At 36.3% G+C, this 19,907-nt stretch carries 18 protein-coding genes; 17 read left to right on the top strand and 1 reads right to left on the bottom strand.

Going from position 1 to position 19,907, the window contains the following annotated elements; all coding sequences use genetic code 11:
• Nucleotides 1-7: 7 nt before the first annotated feature.
• The 7 genes from AC3EA5_RS13630 (at nucleotide 8) to AC3EA5_RS13600 (ending at nucleotide 7,172) form a co-directional block, all read left to right on the top strand.
• A complete protein-coding gene (locus AC3EA5_RS13630) occupies nucleotides 8-196 on the top strand; it encodes an aspartyl-phosphate phosphatase Spo0E family protein (RefSeq protein WP_488608837.1) in 189 nt (62 codons plus the stop codon).
• 158 nt (nucleotides 197-354) lie between these two features.
• Nucleotides 355-1,293, top strand: coding sequence for an AAA family ATPase (locus tag AC3EA5_RS13625; RefSeq protein ID WP_488608836.1), 939 nt, complete (start codon nucleotides 355-357; stop codon nucleotides 1,291-1,293).
• A complete protein-coding gene (locus tag AC3EA5_RS13620) occupies nucleotides 1,290-2,474 on the top strand; it encodes a DUF58 domain-containing protein (protein ID WP_488608835.1) in 1,185 nt (394 codons plus the stop codon). Before AC3EA5_RS13625 ends, AC3EA5_RS13620 begins: the two co-directional genes overlap by 4 nt.
• Complete coding sequence (locus AC3EA5_RS13615; protein WP_488608834.1) at nucleotides 2,444-3,691, top strand: hypothetical protein; 1,248 nt, start codon at nucleotides 2,444-2,446, stop codon at nucleotides 3,689-3,691. Before AC3EA5_RS13620 ends, AC3EA5_RS13615 begins: the two co-directional genes overlap by 31 nt.
• A gap of 300 nt (nucleotides 3,692-3,991) precedes the next feature.
• A complete protein-coding gene (locus AC3EA5_RS13610; protein WP_488608833.1) occupies nucleotides 3,992-4,864 on the top strand; it encodes an NAD(P)-dependent oxidoreductase in 873 nt (290 codons plus the stop codon).
• A gap of 24 nt (nucleotides 4,865-4,888) precedes the next feature.
• On the top strand, nucleotides 4,889-6,208 hold the full coding sequence (locus AC3EA5_RS13605) for an MFS transporter (RefSeq protein ID WP_488608832.1): 1,320 nt from the start codon (nucleotides 4,889-4,891) through the stop codon (nucleotides 6,206-6,208).
• A 58-nt stretch (nucleotides 6,209-6,266) separates the two neighbouring features.
• Nucleotides 6,267-7,172 carry a chemotaxis protein gene (locus tag AC3EA5_RS13600; protein WP_394188621.1) on the top strand — a complete coding sequence of 302 codons (906 nt, stop codon included), beginning with the start codon at nucleotides 6,267-6,269 and terminating at the stop codon, nucleotides 7,170-7,172.
• 54 nt (nucleotides 7,173-7,226) lie between these two features.
• Here the strand turns inward: AC3EA5_RS13600 and AC3EA5_RS13595 are convergent, their stop codons facing one another.
• Entirely contained in the window at nucleotides 7,227-7,694 is a 468-nt protein-coding gene (locus AC3EA5_RS13595; protein ID WP_488608831.1) for a YkyB family protein, read from the bottom strand.
• Between the two features lie 138 nt (nucleotides 7,695-7,832).
• Here AC3EA5_RS13595 and ppx point away from each other — a divergent pair, with 138 nt between their 5' ends.
• The 10 genes from ppx to ltrA form a co-directional block, all read left to right on the top strand.
• The gene (gene ppx / locus AC3EA5_RS13590; RefSeq protein WP_488608830.1) at nucleotides 7,833-9,371 is read left to right on the top strand and encodes an exopolyphosphatase; all 1,539 of its coding nucleotides are present in this window, start codon (nucleotides 7,833-7,835) and stop codon (nucleotides 9,369-9,371) included.
• Nucleotides 9,372-9,375: 4 nt separating this feature from the next.
• Nucleotides 9,376-11,484, top strand: coding sequence for an RNA degradosome polyphosphate kinase (locus AC3EA5_RS13585; RefSeq protein ID WP_488608829.1), 2,109 nt, complete (start codon nucleotides 9,376-9,378; stop codon nucleotides 11,482-11,484).
• A 148-nt stretch (nucleotides 11,485-11,632) separates the two neighbouring features.
• Nucleotides 11,633-13,693 carry a putative bifunctional diguanylate cyclase/phosphodiesterase gene (locus tag AC3EA5_RS13580; RefSeq protein WP_488608828.1) on the top strand — a complete coding sequence of 687 codons (2,061 nt, stop codon included), beginning with the start codon at nucleotides 11,633-11,635 and terminating at the stop codon, nucleotides 13,691-13,693.
• Nucleotides 13,694-13,996: 303 nt separating this feature from the next.
• A complete protein-coding gene (gene fadH / locus AC3EA5_RS13575) occupies nucleotides 13,997-14,767 on the top strand; it encodes a 2,4-dienoyl-CoA reductase (RefSeq protein WP_488608827.1) in 771 nt (256 codons plus the stop codon).
• A 61-nt stretch (nucleotides 14,768-14,828) separates the two neighbouring features.
• Nucleotides 14,829-15,065, top strand: a complete 237-nt coding sequence (locus AC3EA5_RS13570; protein ID WP_488608826.1) for a hypothetical protein — start codon at nucleotides 14,829-14,831, stop codon at nucleotides 15,063-15,065.
• A 135-nt stretch (nucleotides 15,066-15,200) separates the two neighbouring features.
• On the top strand, nucleotides 15,201-15,644 hold the full coding sequence (gene cbpB / locus AC3EA5_RS13565) for a cyclic-di-AMP-binding protein CbpB (protein ID WP_394188614.1): 444 nt from the start codon (nucleotides 15,201-15,203) through the stop codon (nucleotides 15,642-15,644).
• Between the two features lie 87 nt (nucleotides 15,645-15,731).
• Entirely contained in the window at nucleotides 15,732-16,622 is an 891-nt protein-coding gene (ccpC, locus tag AC3EA5_RS13560; RefSeq protein WP_488608825.1) for a transcriptional regulator CcpC, read from the top strand.
• 71 nt (nucleotides 16,623-16,693) lie between these two features.
• Nucleotides 16,694-17,407: a 2,3,4,5-tetrahydropyridine-2,6-dicarboxylate N-acetyltransferase gene (gene dapD / locus AC3EA5_RS13555; RefSeq protein ID WP_488608824.1), complete on the top strand. Its 714-nt coding sequence runs from the start codon at nucleotides 16,694-16,696 to the stop codon at nucleotides 17,405-17,407.
• 8 nt (nucleotides 17,408-17,415) lie between these two features.
• Nucleotides 17,416-18,534, top strand: coding sequence for an N-acetyldiaminopimelate deacetylase (locus AC3EA5_RS13550; RefSeq protein ID WP_488608823.1), 1,119 nt, complete (start codon nucleotides 17,416-17,418; stop codon nucleotides 18,532-18,534).
• A 565-nt stretch (nucleotides 18,535-19,099) separates the two neighbouring features.
• Nucleotides 19,100-19,907, top strand: an 808-nt coding sequence (gene ltrA, locus AC3EA5_RS13545) for a group II intron reverse transcriptase/maturase (protein WP_488608822.1), incomplete at its 3' end; no start/stop codon positions are given.

Raw genomic sequence — 19,907 nt, 5'->3', positions numbered from 1 at the left:
CGTTATCGTGACTGAATCACTTTTAAAGCAAGTAGAAATCACACGAGAAGCTATGATACAATCGGCTATTGAAAATGGGTTTGGTAATTCGAAAACCATTCAACTAAGTAAAAAACTAGATCAGTTATTAAATATCTACCAATTACCTAAAACGTTAAAGCATTCAAAAGGAAAATCAGTTGTTCTAAAAAACTAAACTCTAAGCAGTTTAGTTTTTTATTTGAATTTTTGAATTGTCGTTTAATTGAAAAAATTAGGCCAATAAAGCTCAAGATTTCAAGATGATTTTTTAACATTTTAATTTTATTAGAAAGAACATTGTTAAGAAAATGCTACTTATATAGGGGGATGTATATGAACAAGCTTAGACAGATAAAAGAAACATTAAACAACGCAATAATAGGAAGAGAGAAAGAAATTGATTTTATGTTGATTGCTTTGATTCAAGGTGGACATATTCTTCTTGAGAGTGTCCCAGGATCGGGGAAGACAATGATGGCTAAAACCTTTGCGCATGCATTTGAAGGCGACTTTAAACGATTGCAATTTACACCGGATGTCTTACCTTCTGATGTAACAGGAATCAGTTACTTCGATCCGAAATCACAAGATTTTATCGTTAGACCTGGACCAGTCATGACTAACATTTTACTGGCTGATGAAATAAACCGCGCGACTCCGAGGACTCAGTCGAGTTTGTTAGAGTCAATGGAAGAAAAGCAAGTAACAATTGATGGGGAAACTTTGAAGTTACCAAATCCATTTATGGTCATCGCTACACAAAATCCAGTTGAATCACAGCAAGGAACATTTTCTTTACCTGCTGCCCAACTAGATCGTTTTCTATTTAAAATTAGTATTGGATATCCAACCTTTGAAGAAGAAAGACAGATCTTACGCGATTTTAATGAAAATCCTGGAGAGGTTCGCTCATCTACTGTTCTGACCATCACAGACGTCTTGGAATGGAAGAAAGAAATTAAATCCATAATTGTCCATGAAGATGTTGAAACTTACATACTTCAACTTGTACAAGCTACGAGACAACATCCATACATTGAATTAGGTCTAAGTTCTCGAGCTACACTTGCTCTTGTACATGCATCTCAAGGGATTGCATTTTTACAAAACCGTTCATTTGTTACGCCTGACGATGTAAAATATGTCTTTTCGCCACTTGCTTCCCATCGTCTTATGCTGACAGCTGAAGGGATGCTTATTCATGACCCTATAGATTTGCTTAACCAAATCATCGAATCAGTTCAAACGCCTGTAGAGGCCGCTATCAAATGATTTGGAAACGAGATTATTATGGTGCTGTACAAACAAAGTGGGCTTTAGTGGTTTTGGGGTTTTTATTTGTGTTTTCATTGCTGCTAATGAACTATGTAGTTGCTGGTGTTTTTGCTTTTTTAGGGACAATTGCTAGTTTGCAATTTTGGTATTTTAGGCAAGTTGGAAAAAGACTGGTTATGCAAAATGAGAAACACAGAAGTCGATTATTAGTACATGGTCCATCTTCGTGGACATTAGAATTTGAGAATCCTGGTCTGCCCATTTGGAATGGTCAACTAAGACTTCATTTTCAAAATGCCGTCAATCCCATCTATCCTCAATCAAACGCTCATGGTCAATTAAACGAAGTCTTAGTTCCATTTACAATTGGCTACAAAGAAAAAATAGTTTTGAACATACCGGTTCAAGGCGCTAAGAGGGGAATATCAAAACTGAAAGATGTAGAATTGACAATTCCACATTTATTTGGCGAAGGTTCAATTGTAATGACCTATCAACCAATCATCTTAATGGACCAAATGGTATTCCCAAATATTTTCACTGTTAAGGAATTTAGACACCCATCACCACTAAAGCCTGGTTCTTTTGAAATGAAACACTCCATATTTAATGATGTATTTTCTCCAATAGGTACGAGAGATTATGTCCCGTCTGATCAATTTCATCATATTCACTGGAAAGCTAGTGCAAGACTACAAAAACTTCAAACGAAAGTATTTACGCCGATTGCAAATGAGTCTGTCATGCTCATTGTCAATATTGCACAAGGTTATTCGATCATTTCTGATTTAGAGGAAAAGATTGAAGTAATCGCATCCTTTATTGATTTTTATTATCGTGAAGGAATTCCTTATTCAATTGTTATTAATGTTCGAGCATTTGGACAATCTCCTTACCTTTTTATTCCTACAGGTGATGGACAAAAGCAACGACAAAAATCAATGGAACTTTTATCGATTCTTTCTAAAAATGATTTAACTATGCCTTTTAATCGGATGTTAAGCCATTTGGAAATTCATGAAGAGTTTCCAATGTCCGTTATCATTTTCACTCATGATGAAAAAGAAGCTGCCCCTTATATAGCAAAGTGGAAACAAAAAACGAAAGTATTGGTTTATGGTGATGATCGGAAAGGAGGAGAGATCCAATGGAAAAAGGATTTGATTCCAACTCGTTAATCACTAGTCAATCAATAGGGAAATATGTGCAGGATATTTGGTTAATCGCTTTTTTCTTCGTATTGATTCCTGACGGTGCCAGCATTTCACTAACGATGATCTGGTTAGTCATGCATACACTCATTTTAATAAGTGTATTATTCATTTTCCGAAAAACAGGCTACCAGATAGCGGTACCATTACTAATTTCATTATTAATAACCTTATTAGTATTTCTATTTGGAGCTCCATTTTGGTTTTATATTGCAGTTGTATTTGTAAGTGTATGGAGAATACAGGAGAGATTTGCAACCGAACAAGATGATTTAACTCATGATGGATTGTTCTTTATGTTGCTTATTCTTTTCTTTTCGATCAGCATTTTTGTTTCTACAGTTATGCAAAATAACGAAGCGATTAGCGATAGTTATTTTCTAGTTGTTTCAGGTGTCATTGTTTACATCATTCACCGGTTGATTGTGCACTGGCTAATGACCAAAACAATTAATCAGATTCCTTTTTATTATATTGTGATTTTTTTTGGTGGGATATTGGGAATAGCTAGTAGCGTATATTTCATTGTTTCATTATTCGCTGAAAAAACGAGAATTTTATTTGTTGCACTCTTTGGTGATTTATTGATGCTCCTTTTTGTTCCTTTTGGAACAGTGTTAAATTGGTTCAAAGAAAAATTCCAATCGATTGCTCCACCTGAAAAAGAACAAAAAGAAGCTGTTCAGCAAATAAGTGAAGCCTTAGATGAACTAAAGCCTCTTCAAGACCAGAGTACACAATCAATCGATTTCCCATGGATGATGATTTTTATAGTTGTTGCAACAATACTTGTTATTTATTTGCTATGGAAATTATCTAAAAAGAGATTAGAAAAAAACACTCCGAAAAATAACATGGAAATTTCCATTAGTCGAGAACCCATTTTGACATCGACTGTTTCTAAAAGTAAAGAAGTTCCGTGGGCATATTCGATGGAGACCAATATCGTTCGTGAAGCTTACCGTTCCTTTGAAAAGCAAGCACGGGAATTTGGTTTAGGCAGACTTCAAGATGAAACTGTTCGTGAATGGTTTAGTAGACAAAACTGGCAAGGGGACAAACGATTTTTTTCGATTTATGACACAGTTCGCTATGGTCAAACTCAAATGAGTAGTGCAGATGGCGAATGGTTTATTACCCAATTAGAATTATTTTCTGAAAAATATTTTTCAAATGAGGTTTAAAGTTTTGAAAAAAGGGGGAAATTAATCTTGAACACAGCAACATTCTCATTTCCCCCTTTTTATAGGACATCTTCCATAATGGAAAGTGTCCTACTTTTTTTTGTCTAAATTTCCCCTCAGAAAATTATTTGTTCATTTTTGCGTACACATGAATAACAAGCGTCTTCATTTAACGACCTTCCTAGCTAAAACATTCCTATGAAATAAAATATGACATTATCGGAATCTTTCGATGTTTATGTTAATGAACTTTGATAAACTAATATCACAGAGATTAATACAGTACTTGGAGGTTTTAACATGGAAAAGAAATTGAAAGTTGGATTTGTAGGTACAGGAGTAATGGGTAAAAGCATTGTAAAGCATTTATTAACAGCAGGACATGAAGTGTCTATTTATACACGTACGAAAGCGAAAGCACTTGAATTAATCGAAATGGGTGCTGTTTGGAAGGACACGCCTGGAGAAGTAGCAGCATGCTCAAGTGTTGTATTCACTATGGTAGGGTATCCCCAAGATGTAAAAGAGGTTTATTACGGGGAGCAAGGGATTTATCAACATGGAGATCAGAATTTAATCGTAGTTGATTTAACGACTTCAACTCCGACACTTGCGATTGAACTATATGAAAAAGCGAAGGAGTATCAAATGAATTCGTTGGATGCGCCGGTTTCAGGCGGAGATATTGGTGCTCAAACAGGTAAACTTTCCATCATGGTTGGTGGAGACGAAGACGTTTTCAACTCAATTTTGCCGTTGTTTGAGTTATTTGGTGAGCATATTGTTTACCAAGGAGAAGCGGGTGCTGGACAACATACGAAAATGTGTAATCAAATCGCCATTGCTTCTTCCATGATAGCTGCATGTGAAGCTTTAAGTTATGCAAAAGGGGCAAATTTAAATCCTGAAAATGTTTTGAAATCAATTACGAAAGGGGCAGCTGGATCTTGGTCATTAACTAATCTAGCTCCGCGTATGTTAAAAGAGGATTTTGAGGCAGGATTTTATATGAAGCATTTCATTAAAGATATGGGTATCGCACTTGATGAAGCTAAGCGAATGAATTTATCATTACCTGGGTTAGAACTTGCGTATGAAACGTATCAAGAATTAGCGAAACAAGGTCTAGAAAATGAAGGAACACAAGCTTTATATAAAGCTTATGTAAAATAGAGACTTCACTATGGGGGAAATGAGATGAACGGTCAAAATGAGGCACCACGGAGTCCTTTAGCACTGTATTTAACAATTCCAATTCTATCATGGGCTTTTTACGATTTTGCTAATACGATATTTTCTTCGAATATCAATACCGTGTTTTTCCCGTTTTATACTGATGAAGTCATCGGAACGAATGAGGCTCGTCAGCAAGTAGCGAGCACATTCGTTTCGTATGCAAATGCAGTTGCGAGTTTTTTACTGGTTATTTTTTCACCATTGTTCGGTGTGTGGATTGATCGCACAGGTTACAAAAAGCGATTTATTGTCTGGTTTGCATCGATTTCGATTGCTGCTACTTTCATGATGGGTATTTTTGGAGGTATTCAAAGCGAATCATTATTATGGGGCGTCCCACTTTCATACGCACTCGTCGTCATAAGCTTTGTCATTGCCAAATTCTTCTTTAACTCCAGTCTTGTCTTTTATGATTCGATGATGAGTGATTTAGGAACGAAGCAGGAAATGCCTTTGATTTCAGGATTTGGAGTAGCCGTTGGGTACTTAGGAACAATTGTAGGTTTACTTGTGTACTTAATAGTATCCGAGGGAGATTATTATAAAGCGTTTATACCTACAGCCATTTTATATTTATTATTTTCACTGCCCTTATTTTTTATTAATAAAGACAAACCGATACCAAAAGAACTTCGTGAAAAAGGAAGTTTCTTTAAAGGATATCATGATATCATTCAAACATTTAAAGAAATGAAATCGTATAAATCAGTGTTTACTTTTATGATTGCTTATTTCTTTATTAATGATGCGATTGCTACCACGATTGCGATGATGGCGATTTATGCAACTGTAATTGTTGGATTTTCATCAGGACAATTCATTATTTTATATTTAGTTTCAACTATTTCAGCCGTAATTGGTTCCTTTATTTTTGGCTATATCATTAAGCGAATTGGAGCAAAACACGGTGTTACCATTGTGGCGATTTTAATGATCGTTTCACTTATTATTTCCGTCTTTGCTGTTGACCAGTGGATGTTCTGGATTTCTGGTAGTATGTTCGGGGTTTCCTTAGGGTCGATGTGGGTAACTTCTAGAACTCTCATTATTGAATTAACACCTGATCATAAGCGTGGACAATTCTTTGGGCTATTTGCCTTTTCTGGTAAAGTATCATCCATTATTGGTCCAGCAGTATATGGTACGATCACGTATCAGCTTCAAGACTATGGTCCGCTTGCAAGTCGCATTGCGTTATCGACCTTAATCGTGATGACTATTATTGGTTTAATTATTCATCTAAAAGTTAAACATGAGTCACCAAAAGTGAATATAGGTTAAAGGCGACCGCTATGATACAATCGTAGTACATGTAGTCAATCAGTAAGGGGTGCTTTATATGGATAGTCAAAAAGGTATTTTATTGGAAAGCGGAACAAATGAACTAGAAATCGTTGAATTTGAAGTAGGGTCAAATAAATTCGGTATTAATGTAATTAAAGTGAAAGAAATTTTACAACCACTACCTGTTACGATCATTCCGCTTTCACATCCTCATATTGAAGGGATTGTTCAATTAAGAGGAGAAGTTTTACCGGTGGTTAACATGGCCAAAGTGCTAGGAACGGAATTAAAAGGCAGTGCTCATGAACAAAAATTCATTGTTGCAGAATTTAATAAGCAACGAGTTGTATTCCATGTAGACCATGTTTCCTTAATTCATCGAATTTCTTGGAATCAAATTGAGAAGCCTTCAGAAATGTATCAAGGTGGCAATTCTCAAATTATTGGCGTGGTGAAAAAAGGGGAAGATATGATTCTCTTATTAGACTTTGAGCGAATCATGGTGGACATCAATCCTGAATCAGGAATTCAAGTGGATGCAGTCAAAAAATTAGGTAAGCGTGAACGCTCAGACAAAAAAATTGTCATAGCAGAGGATTCTCCGTTATTACGAAAATTATTGCATGAAACCATGAGTGAAGCTGGGTATATGAATCTTGAGTTTTTTGAGAATGGATACGATGCATTGCAATACTTAGAAAATATTGCGAAATCTACAAAAAATATCGAAGAGCATGTACAACTTGTGATAACTGATATTGAGATGCCACAAATGGACGGGCATCATTTAACGAAACAAATCAAGTCGAATTCAGTATTAGCCAAGCTTCCAGTTATTATTTTCTCTAGTTTGATCACAGATGATTTAAGACACAAAGGTGATCAAGTTGGCGCACAAGTTCAAATAAGTAAACCTGAAATAGCTGAGTTAGTATTAAAAGCTGATCAGTATATTTTATAGTATTCATTAGAAAAGCCGGAACCTTTGAAGGGTTCCGGCTTTTTATAAAAGTTATTAGTCTAAATAAGAACTGCCAAACGTAAATGATCGTTTGGATGAGACATTCCGCTTGTTCGCAGAAGGGGAGTTAGAAGTGGGTTTCTTAGAAATGATTGTATGATGAAGTCCTGTATAGGAGCTCAATAATTGTTTCGCGGAATTCAAACTCATTCGTCTTTGTGGATTTCTATATGTGTCATCTAAATCACCTAAATGGGGAAGGCTTTTAAAATCCTCTTTTTTGGGTAATAAATGAAAAAAGTAATCTGCACATTGAACCAACACAGAAGATTGTTGTTGACTGAGTCTAGGATTTTTAACGAAATGCAAACCTAGTTTTTTAGCTTTACCAGTATCAATCATTTTTTCAATGGCTAATCTTTTTAACTCATACAAGTATTTATTATCTGTAGCTGTTTTCGCATGTTTATTCACAACGAAAATGGCCGTTGCTAATTGTTCATCATTCAAATTGTTTTTCATTTTATCCCACCCATCTTGTGACTCAGCTTTTATACCTAGAAATAAGGAAAATTCAGAGCATTCAATTAACTATTATAATACCAATATTTACTCAACATGTATAGAGAAATCCAAATTAATAGGAAAAAGGTGAATTTTATGAAGTCAACTAAAACTGCTATTTTGGACATAGGGTCTAATACAATTCGATTAGTTATTTATTCATTTGATGACCGTAGGGGTTTAAGGGAATTTGAAAATATAAAAACAGTAGCGCGACTTCGTACATATTTGTCTAAAGATGGTTCAATGAGTACAGAGGGAATTCAGCTCTTAGAGGATGTATTAACTTCATTTCAACTTATGCTTGAAGATTATCAAGTAGACGAAGTTCTAGCTACAGCAACAGCTGCCATTCGACAAGCAACTAACAGCGATGAAATCTTAAGAAGAATGAAAAAAAACACTGGATTTGATATTGATTTATTATCTGAGGAAGAAGAAGCTTATTTTGGCTTTTTAGCTGTGGTTCATTCCGTTCCAACTGAAAATGCTGTGACCATTGATATTGGCGGAGGAAGTACAGAAGTTACTTATTATATAAATAAACAATTACAAAAAACACATAGTTTTCCGTTTGGTGTCGTTTCTTTAAAACAACAATTCATGAAAGAAGATCGTATGACCAATGTAGAAAAAGAACAATTAGCTCTTTTTGCCGAAGCTCAATTTAGATCTCTTTCATGGTTGCAGGGAGTTCAAGAAACCGTTATTGGAATTGGGGGAAGTGCTCGTAATATTGCTCAAATTGATCAACAACGTAAACAATACCCCCTTTCGAGTGTTCATCAGTACACAATGAAAGTAAATGATATTGATTCATTAAGTGACACACTTTCTGATTTAACAATTGACGAACTTAAAAAAATTGATGGATTGTCGAGTGATCGATCAGACATTATTATTCCGGCTTTAGAAGTCTTTAAAGCTCTAATGAAGGTTGTTCAATCGAAGGAGTTTATGTTTAGTCGTAAAGGTTTAAGAGAAGGAATCATGCTTAATCGAGTTTTACAAAGTCACCCAAATTCTCTGAATAAACACCAAGTTTTTGAACATAGTAAATTGGCATTATCAGAGGAGTATGAAATAGACCAAAATAATGCGCATCATTTAGAATTTCTAGCTGTGCAATTGTATGAGGAGTGTATCCAGCACAACGTTGTTGACTTCCACGCAGAAGATTTAGAAATTCTGAAACGTGCTTCCGCACTATTTTACTTAGGGGAATATATTGATGCCGATTCCGTTAGTCAGCACACATTTTACATTTTAGCTAATCGTTCAATCGATGGAATTGCTCATCTAGATCGCCTGAAGCTTGCGTTAGTAGCTTCTTACAAAAACAAAGACACCTTTAAACATTTTGCTGAACCTTTTGAGTCTTGGCTATCGAAAGATGAATTAAAGCGATTACGTAATCTTGGCGCAATCTTAAAATTCTCTTACGGTTTAAATGGTTCAAAGAGGCATGTAGTTGAAAAGGTTGACATGTCTAAAAAAACATCTGGCTATCATATTGATTTGTACGTAAATGGCAATGCAATGGCTGAAAAATATCAAGCTGAAAAACAAAAAAAGCATATAGAACGCTTATGTAAGTGTGATGTGACCTTATCATTCCACTCAAAGGGAGAGTAAGTAGATGACTGACAAAATCGATATTTTAAAAGAACTTGAAAAGCCCAAGTATTATAATAATCGAGAGTTAAGTTGGTTAGCTTTTAATGAGCGCGTTTTACAAGAAGCCGAAGATGAACGAAATCCGTTATTAGAAAGATTAAAGTTTTTAGCCATTTTTAGTTCGAATTTAGATGAATTCTTTATGGTACGTGTGGCAGGTCTACAAGATCAGGTGAGAGCTAATTTTCAAAAGCCTGAAAACAAAGCAGGACTTACACCAAAAGAACAATTAAAACATGTTTCAGAAGAAACTCAAATGTTAGTTGCAAGGCAAACGGTGATTTACAAAAAGTTAGTTGAAAAACAACTATTAAAAGAAGATGTTTTCGTACAATCGTTCAAGGATTTGACGACGACAGAAAAGGAATTTGCGCAAGCTTATTTCGAAGAACAAGTTTTCCCTGTGCTTACGCCAGTGGCAGTGGATGCATATCGGCCGTTTCCAACATTATTAAATAAAACCATGAACATTATGGTTTTGTTAGAAAAAACGCAAGAGAATGAGTTAGTTGAAAAAGTAGCGATTGTTCAAGTACCTTCTGTATTACCAAGGTTCGTCACTATTTCTACTAGTGATGAGAAAAAAATACTTATCTATTTAGAGGATTTAATCATTCATGAAATTGATCAATTGTTTTATGGATATGAAGTGAAATCAGTTAGTACATTTAGAATGACGCGGAATGCTGATTTAACAATCCATGAAGAAGGTGCACGGGATTTATTAGTCGAAATTGAGAAAGAACTTAAAAAGAGAAAATGGGGCGCAGCTAGTAGATTAGAAGTCCGCAAGAATGAGATTGACCCTCATGTACTCCAGTATTTATTGAAAGAATTAGAAGTTCATGAGGATGATGTCTATGAAATTGATTGTCCAATCGATTTAACTTGCTTATTCTCTTTCGTGAAAGAAATAAATACTGGGAGAGAGCATCTTGAATTTCAGAGTTATATTGCTCAGCCACCTTTTGACCTTGCTTCAGAAGAGAATTTATTCGAAAAGGCGATTCAGCAAGATTTGTTCTTCCACCATCCGTATGAATCATTTGCGCCAATTATAGACTTTGTGTCTGAAGCAGCAGATGACCCAACGGTTTTAGCCATTAAACAAACACTTTACCGCGTGAGTGGGAATTCACCTGTGATTCATGCCCTGAAAAGAGCAGCTGAAAATGGTAAACAAGTTACCGTGTTGGTTGAGTTAAAAGCAAGGTTTGATGAGGAGAATAATGTGCATTGGGCGAAGGAGTTAGAGCAAGCTGGATGTCTCGTCATTTATGGCATGAATAATTTAAAGACACACTCGAAAATTACGTTAGTCGTTCGCAGTAGAAATGGTGTAATTGAACGATTTGTACATCTTGGAACTGGAAATTATAATGATCAAACCGCAAAAGTTTATACGGACATGAGCATTATTACGACGAAGAAAAAATTTGGAATAGATGCAACGAACTTTTTTAATTACTTAAGCGGATATACCGAGAAACCAAAATTCCATCACTTAGTCATGGCCCCATATACAATTCGCGATGAATTTATCAGATTAATAAATGAAGAAATTCAATTTCACGAAAAGTATGGGGATGGATATATTCAATTAAAAATGAACTCATTAACGGATAAAGAATTGATTATCAAAATGTATGAAGCCTCTATAGCTGGTGTGAAAATTGATTTAATTGTTAGGGGAATTTGTTGCCTTCGCCCACAAATAAAAGGGGTTAGTGAAAATATTCGAGTGATAAGCATTGTGGGGAGATTTCTTGAACATTCCCGCATTTATTATTTTCATCATCACGGCAAGAAGTTACTCTATTTATCATCGGCAGACATGATGACCCGCAATATGATCAAACGCGTGGAGCTTTTATTTCCCATAAATGATGACGGTATTAAAACACGAATTTTAGACGTTTTAAACTTGCAAATGAAAGATACAATGAAAGCGCGAATTCAAAATGAACATGGTAAATATACGTATATAAAGCCTAAGAAACATGAAAAAGCATTTAACAGTCAAGAAGAATTATTGAAATTAACTTATCGTGTAACACATGATGGTGAATAAATTGATGAATATTTCCTTCAAATCCACAATATCGTGACGATATAACTAGGAAGTTGTCGTATATCATAAAAAAATGATGTTCAAACTAGTTAAAACCAACTACAATAGAACTTGTATAGAAGTATATGTGCAATTATTGGAGGAAATCATGAATTACTCATCTGCGGATGCGTCTGAAACACGCGATTATATGCATTTGTTTGCAACAATTAATCCTTTCGACATGACGTTTATCTTACACAAAACAATTAATTCGGATTATCGCGTAACATATGCAAATCAGCAGGGAGCGACATATTTCCGTCGAGAAGGAAAGAACTCTGAGCTTGCTTCAGATTTTTTCACCGAGGATATATGGATGACTTTAAAAAACTTTATGAATCAGTTGTCGACTCATAAAGATGGTTATAAAACCAAAATCTTTTTACCTGTTTACGAAGAACTTGAGGTCTTTGATCTTAGCTTGCTACTTGTGGAGATAAACACGGAAGAACCAATTATTCGAATGACTTTAACGAATCGAACGGTTGAAGAAGCAGAGCGGACAAAGTTATTAGAAACGAAAGAGAAATACGAATCGATTTTAGATCATAATTTAGACCCCTTAGTGGCTGTTAACAATAATGGGGAAATTGAGTATGCAAATCCAGCTTTATCAAATTCATTTGGATTTCATTCACACGAGGTTATTGGCAAAGAGTTAATCGGTTTTGTCGATGAGATGAGTCGAAAAAGCTTTTCACAATTAATGGAGAGAGCCTTTTTAGGGCAATCGATTGACCTAGAAGAATGCTCATTTTCACATCGATCTGGCCACTTTGTACCGGTTTACATGAAGACCATTCCGATCGTTGTTCATAATGAAGTAACGGGTGTCCATTTTCTAATAAGGGATACATCTCCTCATATTGAGAATAAGGAAAAATTATTTTATTTATCCTACCATGATCATTTAACAGGATTATGGAATCGACGTGCTTTAAAAGAGCATTTAAGAGAAGACACTCGCTTTGCTGAACTTCATAATGAAGAAATCACCATCATTTACATCGATTTAGATCGTTTTAAATTAATCAATGACTCTCTTGGTTATAATTCTGGTGATGAACTGTTAAAACGTATTTCGGACCGTTTAAACATGCTTTCCGACCGGACGAGTAAATTGTATCGACACAGTGGTGATGAATTTGTTTATGTACTTAGACATTCTTCAAAAGAAACATCGGAAGAATTCGCAAATATTGTACTTAAAGAATTAAACAAACCATTTTATGTCGATCATCAAGAGTATTTTGTTTCAGCATCAATGGGGATTTCTGTCTATCCAGCTGATGGGAAAGAAATGGATGTCCTCTTGAAAAAAGCCGATCAAGCGTTGTTCTACGTAAAAGATCGTGGAAGAGCACATTATCGTTTTTATCAGGAAGACATGAATCATTCATTTCCTAATGAAGCTTTAATGGAATCGCATTTAAGACGAGCAATTGAAATGGAAGAGTTATCTATTCATTATCAGCCGCAGGTGGATTTGAATACAGGAACAATCAATAGTTTTGAAGCACTACTTAGATGGAATAATCGCAAATTTGGATTTGTGACACCAGCGCAGTTTATACCGATTGCGGAAGAGTCGGGTTTAATCATTCAAATTGGCGAGTGGGTACTTCATCAAGTTTGTTTGCAATTAAGTGAATGGCAACAAAAAGGATTCCGTCCAATGCGAGTAGCAGTTAATATTTCACCTAAACAATTCAAGCAAGAGACATTTGCTCATCAAATCAAACAAATTTTAGACAAATATGGTGTGCAACCAAATGCGCTAGAGGTTGAAATTACCGAAAGTGCGATGACCAATATGCGTGAAACCTTATCTGTTTTAAATGATTTGAAAGAAATTGGTGTGGTTATATCAATTGACGATTTTGGAACGGGATACTCATCACTTAGCTATTTGAAACGATATCCAATTGACATTATTAAAATTGATCAGTCTTTCATTCGAGACATTGAAACCGATACGAAAAACGCAGCGATTGCAAGAACAATTATTCACTTAGCACATAACTTAGGAATGGAAGTTATTGCTGAAGGTGTTGAGAAACTTAAGCAAGTAGACTTCTTAAAAGAGGCAAAATGTCAAAAAGCGCAAGGCTTCTATTTTAGTCGTCCTGTTCCGATTGACGAAATTACCGCTAAATATATGAGTTAATTTGAGCAAAACCGATGTGAGCTTACACAAGTCACATCGGTTTTTTTTATGGCGTTTTTCTTGTATTCTCCATTTGGTGGGTGTCATTCGAGGATTCGATCGGTGTATTTAAGAATTCATTGTGCCTATTCAAGCATTCGAGGGGGCTATTCAAGGATTCGGCTACCACTTTCTAAAATTCATCTTTTTCACACAATTTCAGAAAGAATTTGTTCCAATAATCTTCTCATTTTGAAAGACAGAATTATAAAGACATGATACGATAATGAGTGAATATTCATTCAATAAAAGGGGCTGAATCATATGTTATTAAAAGACCAAACAATTATCGTCACGGGTGGATCAAGTGGAATGGGTTTTTATATGGCAAAACGGTTTGTCGAAGAGGGTGCAAACGTAGTCATTACAGGACGAAATTTGGAAAGACTAGAGACGGCTCAAAAAGCAATTTCGCATGATGATAGCCGTGTTGGGATTTTTCAAATGGACGTTCGTGAACCAGAACATGTGAAGGCAATGGTTGCCTATACGGATGAAAGATTTGGCCGAATTGATGGATTAGTTAATAATGCAGCTGGAAACTTTATTGTACACGCAGAGAAATTAACACCAAATGGCTGGAAGTCAGTAATAGATATCGTATTAAATGGAACGTTCTTCTGTTCTCACGCAGTAGGGAACTATTGGATTGAAAAGGAACAAAAAGGCTCAATTCTAAATATTATTGCAACGTATGCTTGGAATGCTGGAGCGGGAATTGCTCATTCAGCAGCAGCAAAAGCAGGTGTAATGTCTCTTACACGCACTTTAGCTGTTGAGTGGGGAACGAAATATGGTATTCGAGTAAACGGGATTGCACCTGGTCCAATCGAACGTACTGGTGGAGCAGAAAAACTTTGGGAATCCGAAGAAGCTGCTAGAAGAACGTTAAACTCAGTGCCGTTAGGTCGACTTGGAAGACCAGAAGAAATTGCAGACCTAGCATCATTCATGATGTCTGAAAAAGCAGCTTATATGAATGGCGAAATTGTCACATTAGATGGTGGCCAATGGTTGAATAAATTTCCATTTTGATGAATGATTCTATAGAAGATGCCCATACTACTTCATACAATCTTGAAAGGATGAAGTTGACATGGGTATGTGGACATGGCCGTTAGTCGGCATGATTATTATCGTAGGCGGAATCAGTTTGTATGCTACATTAAAAGTGATGAGGTTTGAAAGACAAAGACAAAGTGTGAATGATGCACCAATTTCAGGTGAAATCAAAGAACATCCTGCGCTTTTTAATCCAGTTATTTGGTCATATCTTTTAGCTATGATTTTCATGTTTGTTATTATCTTTTATTATGTTGCTTCTTCGCGATAATTCGTGGAGAAGTATTTTTTTTACATATTGATGAAGCTTTATTGAGTTGTCTTTCTCTTTTTTTGAGAGACTTTGTGATATGATAAAGAAGTAGTTTGTTGTTCTTTTAAAGAACATAAGAAGGAGTAGAAGTGTATGATTTCGGTTACAAGCAGAGATTTTTTGGATATGCAAATCGAAGAATTCATCATCTCATCTGAAAAAGTTGCTCATGTTCAATTAGGAAATAGTGCAGAACATGCATTATTAGTGTTAACTAAAACCGGTTATTCATCCATTCCAGTTTTAGATACTAAATATCGCCTTAAAGGGCTCGTAAGTACTCAAATGATAACTGATGCGATTTTAGGACTTGATCATATTGAATATGAACGTTTACATGACATTAAAGTAGATGAAGTGATGTTACAACCTGTTCCCTCCATTCATGTTTCAGAGAAATTTAAACGTGGACTAGATTTATTAATTAATAATCCTTTTTTATGTGTTATTGATGATGAGGAAACATTTGTAGGGATTTTAACCCGAAGAGTTGTATTAAAACAATTAAAAAAACATATCTATCAAAATAATCAGTAATATGAAAGAATAATAGAAGATCTCCTTGTGAGGTCTTCTTTTTTTCGAAATGTTCATGATATTAGCAAGTTCATTGGAGTGAAAAGAATGACGTCAAATGAATCTCAAATTATAAAAATATTAGCTGAAGAACGCAATATGAGAAAGGCAGCAGAAAGGCTTTTTTTATCGCAACCAGCACTTTCGCAAAGGTTGCAATCGATTGAAAAAGAATGGGGTACTCAGCTGTTTATTCGTTCCCAAAAAGGTTTAACCGCCACTTCAGCGGGAGAACTTGTGATTCAATATTCGATAGATCAATTGGCTAAGCAGGAAGAAGTATTTGAGACGATTCAGTCATTAATCTCTAAAGTGCATGGCACTCTAAAAATTGCTTGTGCATCAATTGTTGGTCAAAACTGGTTGCCAATGGTATTAAAGGATTTCGTCACTCAATATCCAGAAGCAAAGATTTCACTGATCACTGGTTGGAGTTCTGAAATTGTTAAGGCATTATATGATGGAGATGCCCATATTGGAATCGTTCGTGGACATACAGAATGGAAGGGAACAAAGATCCATTTATTCCGAGATACTTTATATTTAGTTGACCAAGAACTTACGTCGGTTCAAGATGTTTTGTCTACAGATCGACCGTTTATTCAATTTAAAAGTGATTCAAATTATTATCAAGAGATACAAGCTTGGTGGCAGCGACATTTTTCTTCAAGTCCAAAGCGCCAAATTACAGTAGATCAAATTGAGACATGTAAACAAATGGCCTTGAATGGGATTGGCTATGCGATTTTACCGTCAATCACTTTAACTGGACTTGAACCAATCAATAAAATTCCTTTAACAAATCAAGCTGAGGAATTTGAATTAACACGAGATACCTGGTTAATCGGTTATGATTCGGCTTTTGAATTAAGACAAGTTGAGGCGTTTGTCAAAGTCGTGAAAGAACATGCATCAATTTTGCATGATTATTCAAATTAATTCGTGTATTATTGTTCGTTTTCCTGTACAATTAGTCCATATTTTGCAAGATTGAAAGGGGTTCAACTAGAATGAAACAAATGGATGCTTATGAAATTATCTCGTATATACAACATGCGAAAAAATCAACACCAGTAAAAGTTTATGTAAATGGTGAAAACTTAAAAGACTTATCTTTTGGTGAAAATACTAAGATATTTGGTGAAGACAATTCACTTGTTTTATTTGGTGAATGGACTGAAATCGAAAAAGCTTTAGAAGATTATAAAAATCAAATTACAGATGTAGTAGTCGAAAATGATCGTCGTAATTCAGCAATACCTTTAGTGGATTTAAAAGGAATCAATTCACGAATCGAGCCAGGTGCGTTTATCCGTGACCAAGTTGAAATTGGAAATAATTGTATCATCATGATGGGTGCTGTTATTAATATCGGTGCTGTAATTGGTGATGGTACCATGATCGATATGGGTGCAATTCTTGGAGGACGTGCGACAGTAGGAAAGAACTGTCACATTGGCGCAGGAGCTGTATTAGCTGGCGTAATTGAGCCACCATCCGCTATGCCTGTTATTGTTGAGGATGACGTATTAGTAGGCGCAAATGCAGTAGTGCTAGAAGGTGTGAAAATTGGAAAGGGAGCAGTAGTTGCTGCAGGAGCTATTGTGACAAAAGATGTTCCTCCTTATACCGTAGTTGCAGGGACTCCAGCAAAAGTGATTAAAGAAATAGATGATCAAACAAAATCGAAAACAGAAATTATGCAAGAACTTCGCCAATTGTAGGAGTCGGTATGAAAACTCTTCAACAAATCAGACGAGATTTGCATCAGATTCCAGAAATCGGTTTTCATGAATTTAAAACACAAGCTTATTTATTGGAGATTATCTCTTCGTTTAATCAAGACCGTTTAAAAATTGTTACGTGGAAAACGGGTATCGTTGTACATGTAACTGGATTAAATCCGCAAAAGACAATTGGTTGGCGAACAGATATTGATGGTTTGCCGATAAACGAACAAACATCTCTTCCATTTCAATCGATTCACTTAGGTTTTATGCATGCATGTGGACATGATATTCACATGACCGTAGCTTTAGGTATTTTACAAAGAATCATCGAATCTCCTATTCATGATTCCATGGTATTTCTATTTCAGCCTGCTGAAGAGGGTCCTGGTGGCGCACTGCCGATGCGAGAATGGTTAAAAGAGGAACATCCAGAACTAGTTCCGGATATGATATTTGCGTTTCATATTGCACCTGAATATCCGATTGGGACAATTGCCACACGACCAGGTCTGTTATTCGCGAATACATCCGAATTGTTTATAAATCTACGTGGGATTGAAGGACATGCGGCATTCCCGCATAGAACAAGAGATATGACCGTTGCGGCAGCTAATTTACTGATGCAATTACAAACGATAGTGAGTCGATCGATTAATCCACTCGACTCTGCTGTTGTGACTATCGGAAAAATGACATCAGGAACTGTGCAAAATATTATCTCAGGTCATGCAAGATTAGAAGGTACGATTCGAACGATGGATGCAAACACAATGACCCTTGTTAAAGAAAAAATAGAGGCATTTTGTCAAGCCACTGAATTAGCGTTCGACTGTAAAGTGCTAATTGACTATGGCTCATCTTATTATCAAGTTTATAATACAGAAGAGATTACTCAGAATTTCTTATCATTTGCAAGTCAAGACGATTCCACTATTGCCATAGAATGTGAAGCGGCAATGACGGGTGAAGACTTTGGATATTTCCTACAAGAAATTCCTGGTTTGTTATTTTGGGCAGGTGTCGACTCAACATACGGTCTGCACCATGCGAAGCTTAATCCTGATGAAAGAGTCATCGATACGCTCGTTCCTTTCATTGAATCGTATTTAAGATCATTATAAACTTCTAATAGGAAAAAGCCGTTCTGAATTCAGAACGGCTTTTCATGTTGTGTGCCCGGCATGGGCGATAACTCGGTGGTGAAAGTCCACTACAGGCTTGGCAGTAGGAACTGTTAGCGAAAGACAAGGGTGTCCTCCGTGAGGAGGAATCTGAAGGAAGTCGGACGCAAACTCTCGAACTGACGAACAGAAACTATATATAAGGCTGAATCAGGGCGGACGAGTTAGCAATTCATAACGAAGTCCAATACTGCCCAAATCCTGTACAGTAAATATAGCAGTTACATGAGAGGAAGGTTATCGCTCTTACCCGGGGAGGTCTCACAAGGGCTCGTTTAATGGGCAATCCTTCTAGTGATGGACGGATGAATTGTGAGAAGTCAGCAGACGTCATAGTAGTTCCCTTACGGGAATGAAGGACCGAACAATCTAAAATCTTGGAAAACAAGGAGGTGGAGACATCCGCCAAAGAGCAGAAAACATCGTGGTATAGACCGAAAGATGGCTGTCTATAGAAAGCTAGGTTGGAAACCGAAGGATATATAGAAGTGCTCAGGATGTCGACATGGATATGAGAGAACAAGATGGTATCAAAATCATTGATAGAATCATCGCAGAAAACAATATATGGTCAGCCTATGAAAAGGTTCGCAAGAACAAAGGCGTACCGGGAATTGATGGGATGACAGTATATGAACTTCACATGCATCTTGAAGAGCATATACAAGAAATCAGAAAATCCATTCTAGATGGCTCCTATAAGCCACAACCCGTGAAACGAGTGGCGATTCCCAAACCGGACGGCTCAAAAAGGAACCTAGGAATCCCAACGGTTTTAGACCGTACGGTCCAACAGGCAATCCTTCAAATCATCGAACCGATCATAGATCCTCACTTTTCAACTCACAGCTACGGTTATAGGAAGGGAAGAAACGCCCACCAAGCCATAGCACAAGCCCAACAGTATTATGAAGAGGGTTTCAAAGTAGCAGTCGAATGTGACCTAAAAAGTTACTTCGATACTATCCATCATCAAAGGCTACAAGCCTTCCTCGAGGAATACATCCCAGAACAAGAGGTATTAAAATTGATTTGGAAGTTCCTACGCTCTGGCATCTTGGACAAGGATATCTACATCGAGACGACGGAGGGTGCTCCGCAAGGAGGCCCACTCTCTCCGCTCCTGGCAAATGTTTATCTTAACAGATTAGACCGGGAACTCGAACAGATACGACATCGTTTCATCCGTTACGCAGATGACTTCGTCATCTTTGTGAAGAGTATACGTGCTGGACAGAGAGTGTTTGAGACAACCACAAAATTCGTCGAGGGCAAGCTCGGTTTGACTATAAACCGTAAGAAGAGCAAAGTGG

Source organism: Paenisporosarcina sp. (assembly GCF_057785155.1).
This window is presented reverse-complemented; position numbering and strand designations above follow the sequence as displayed.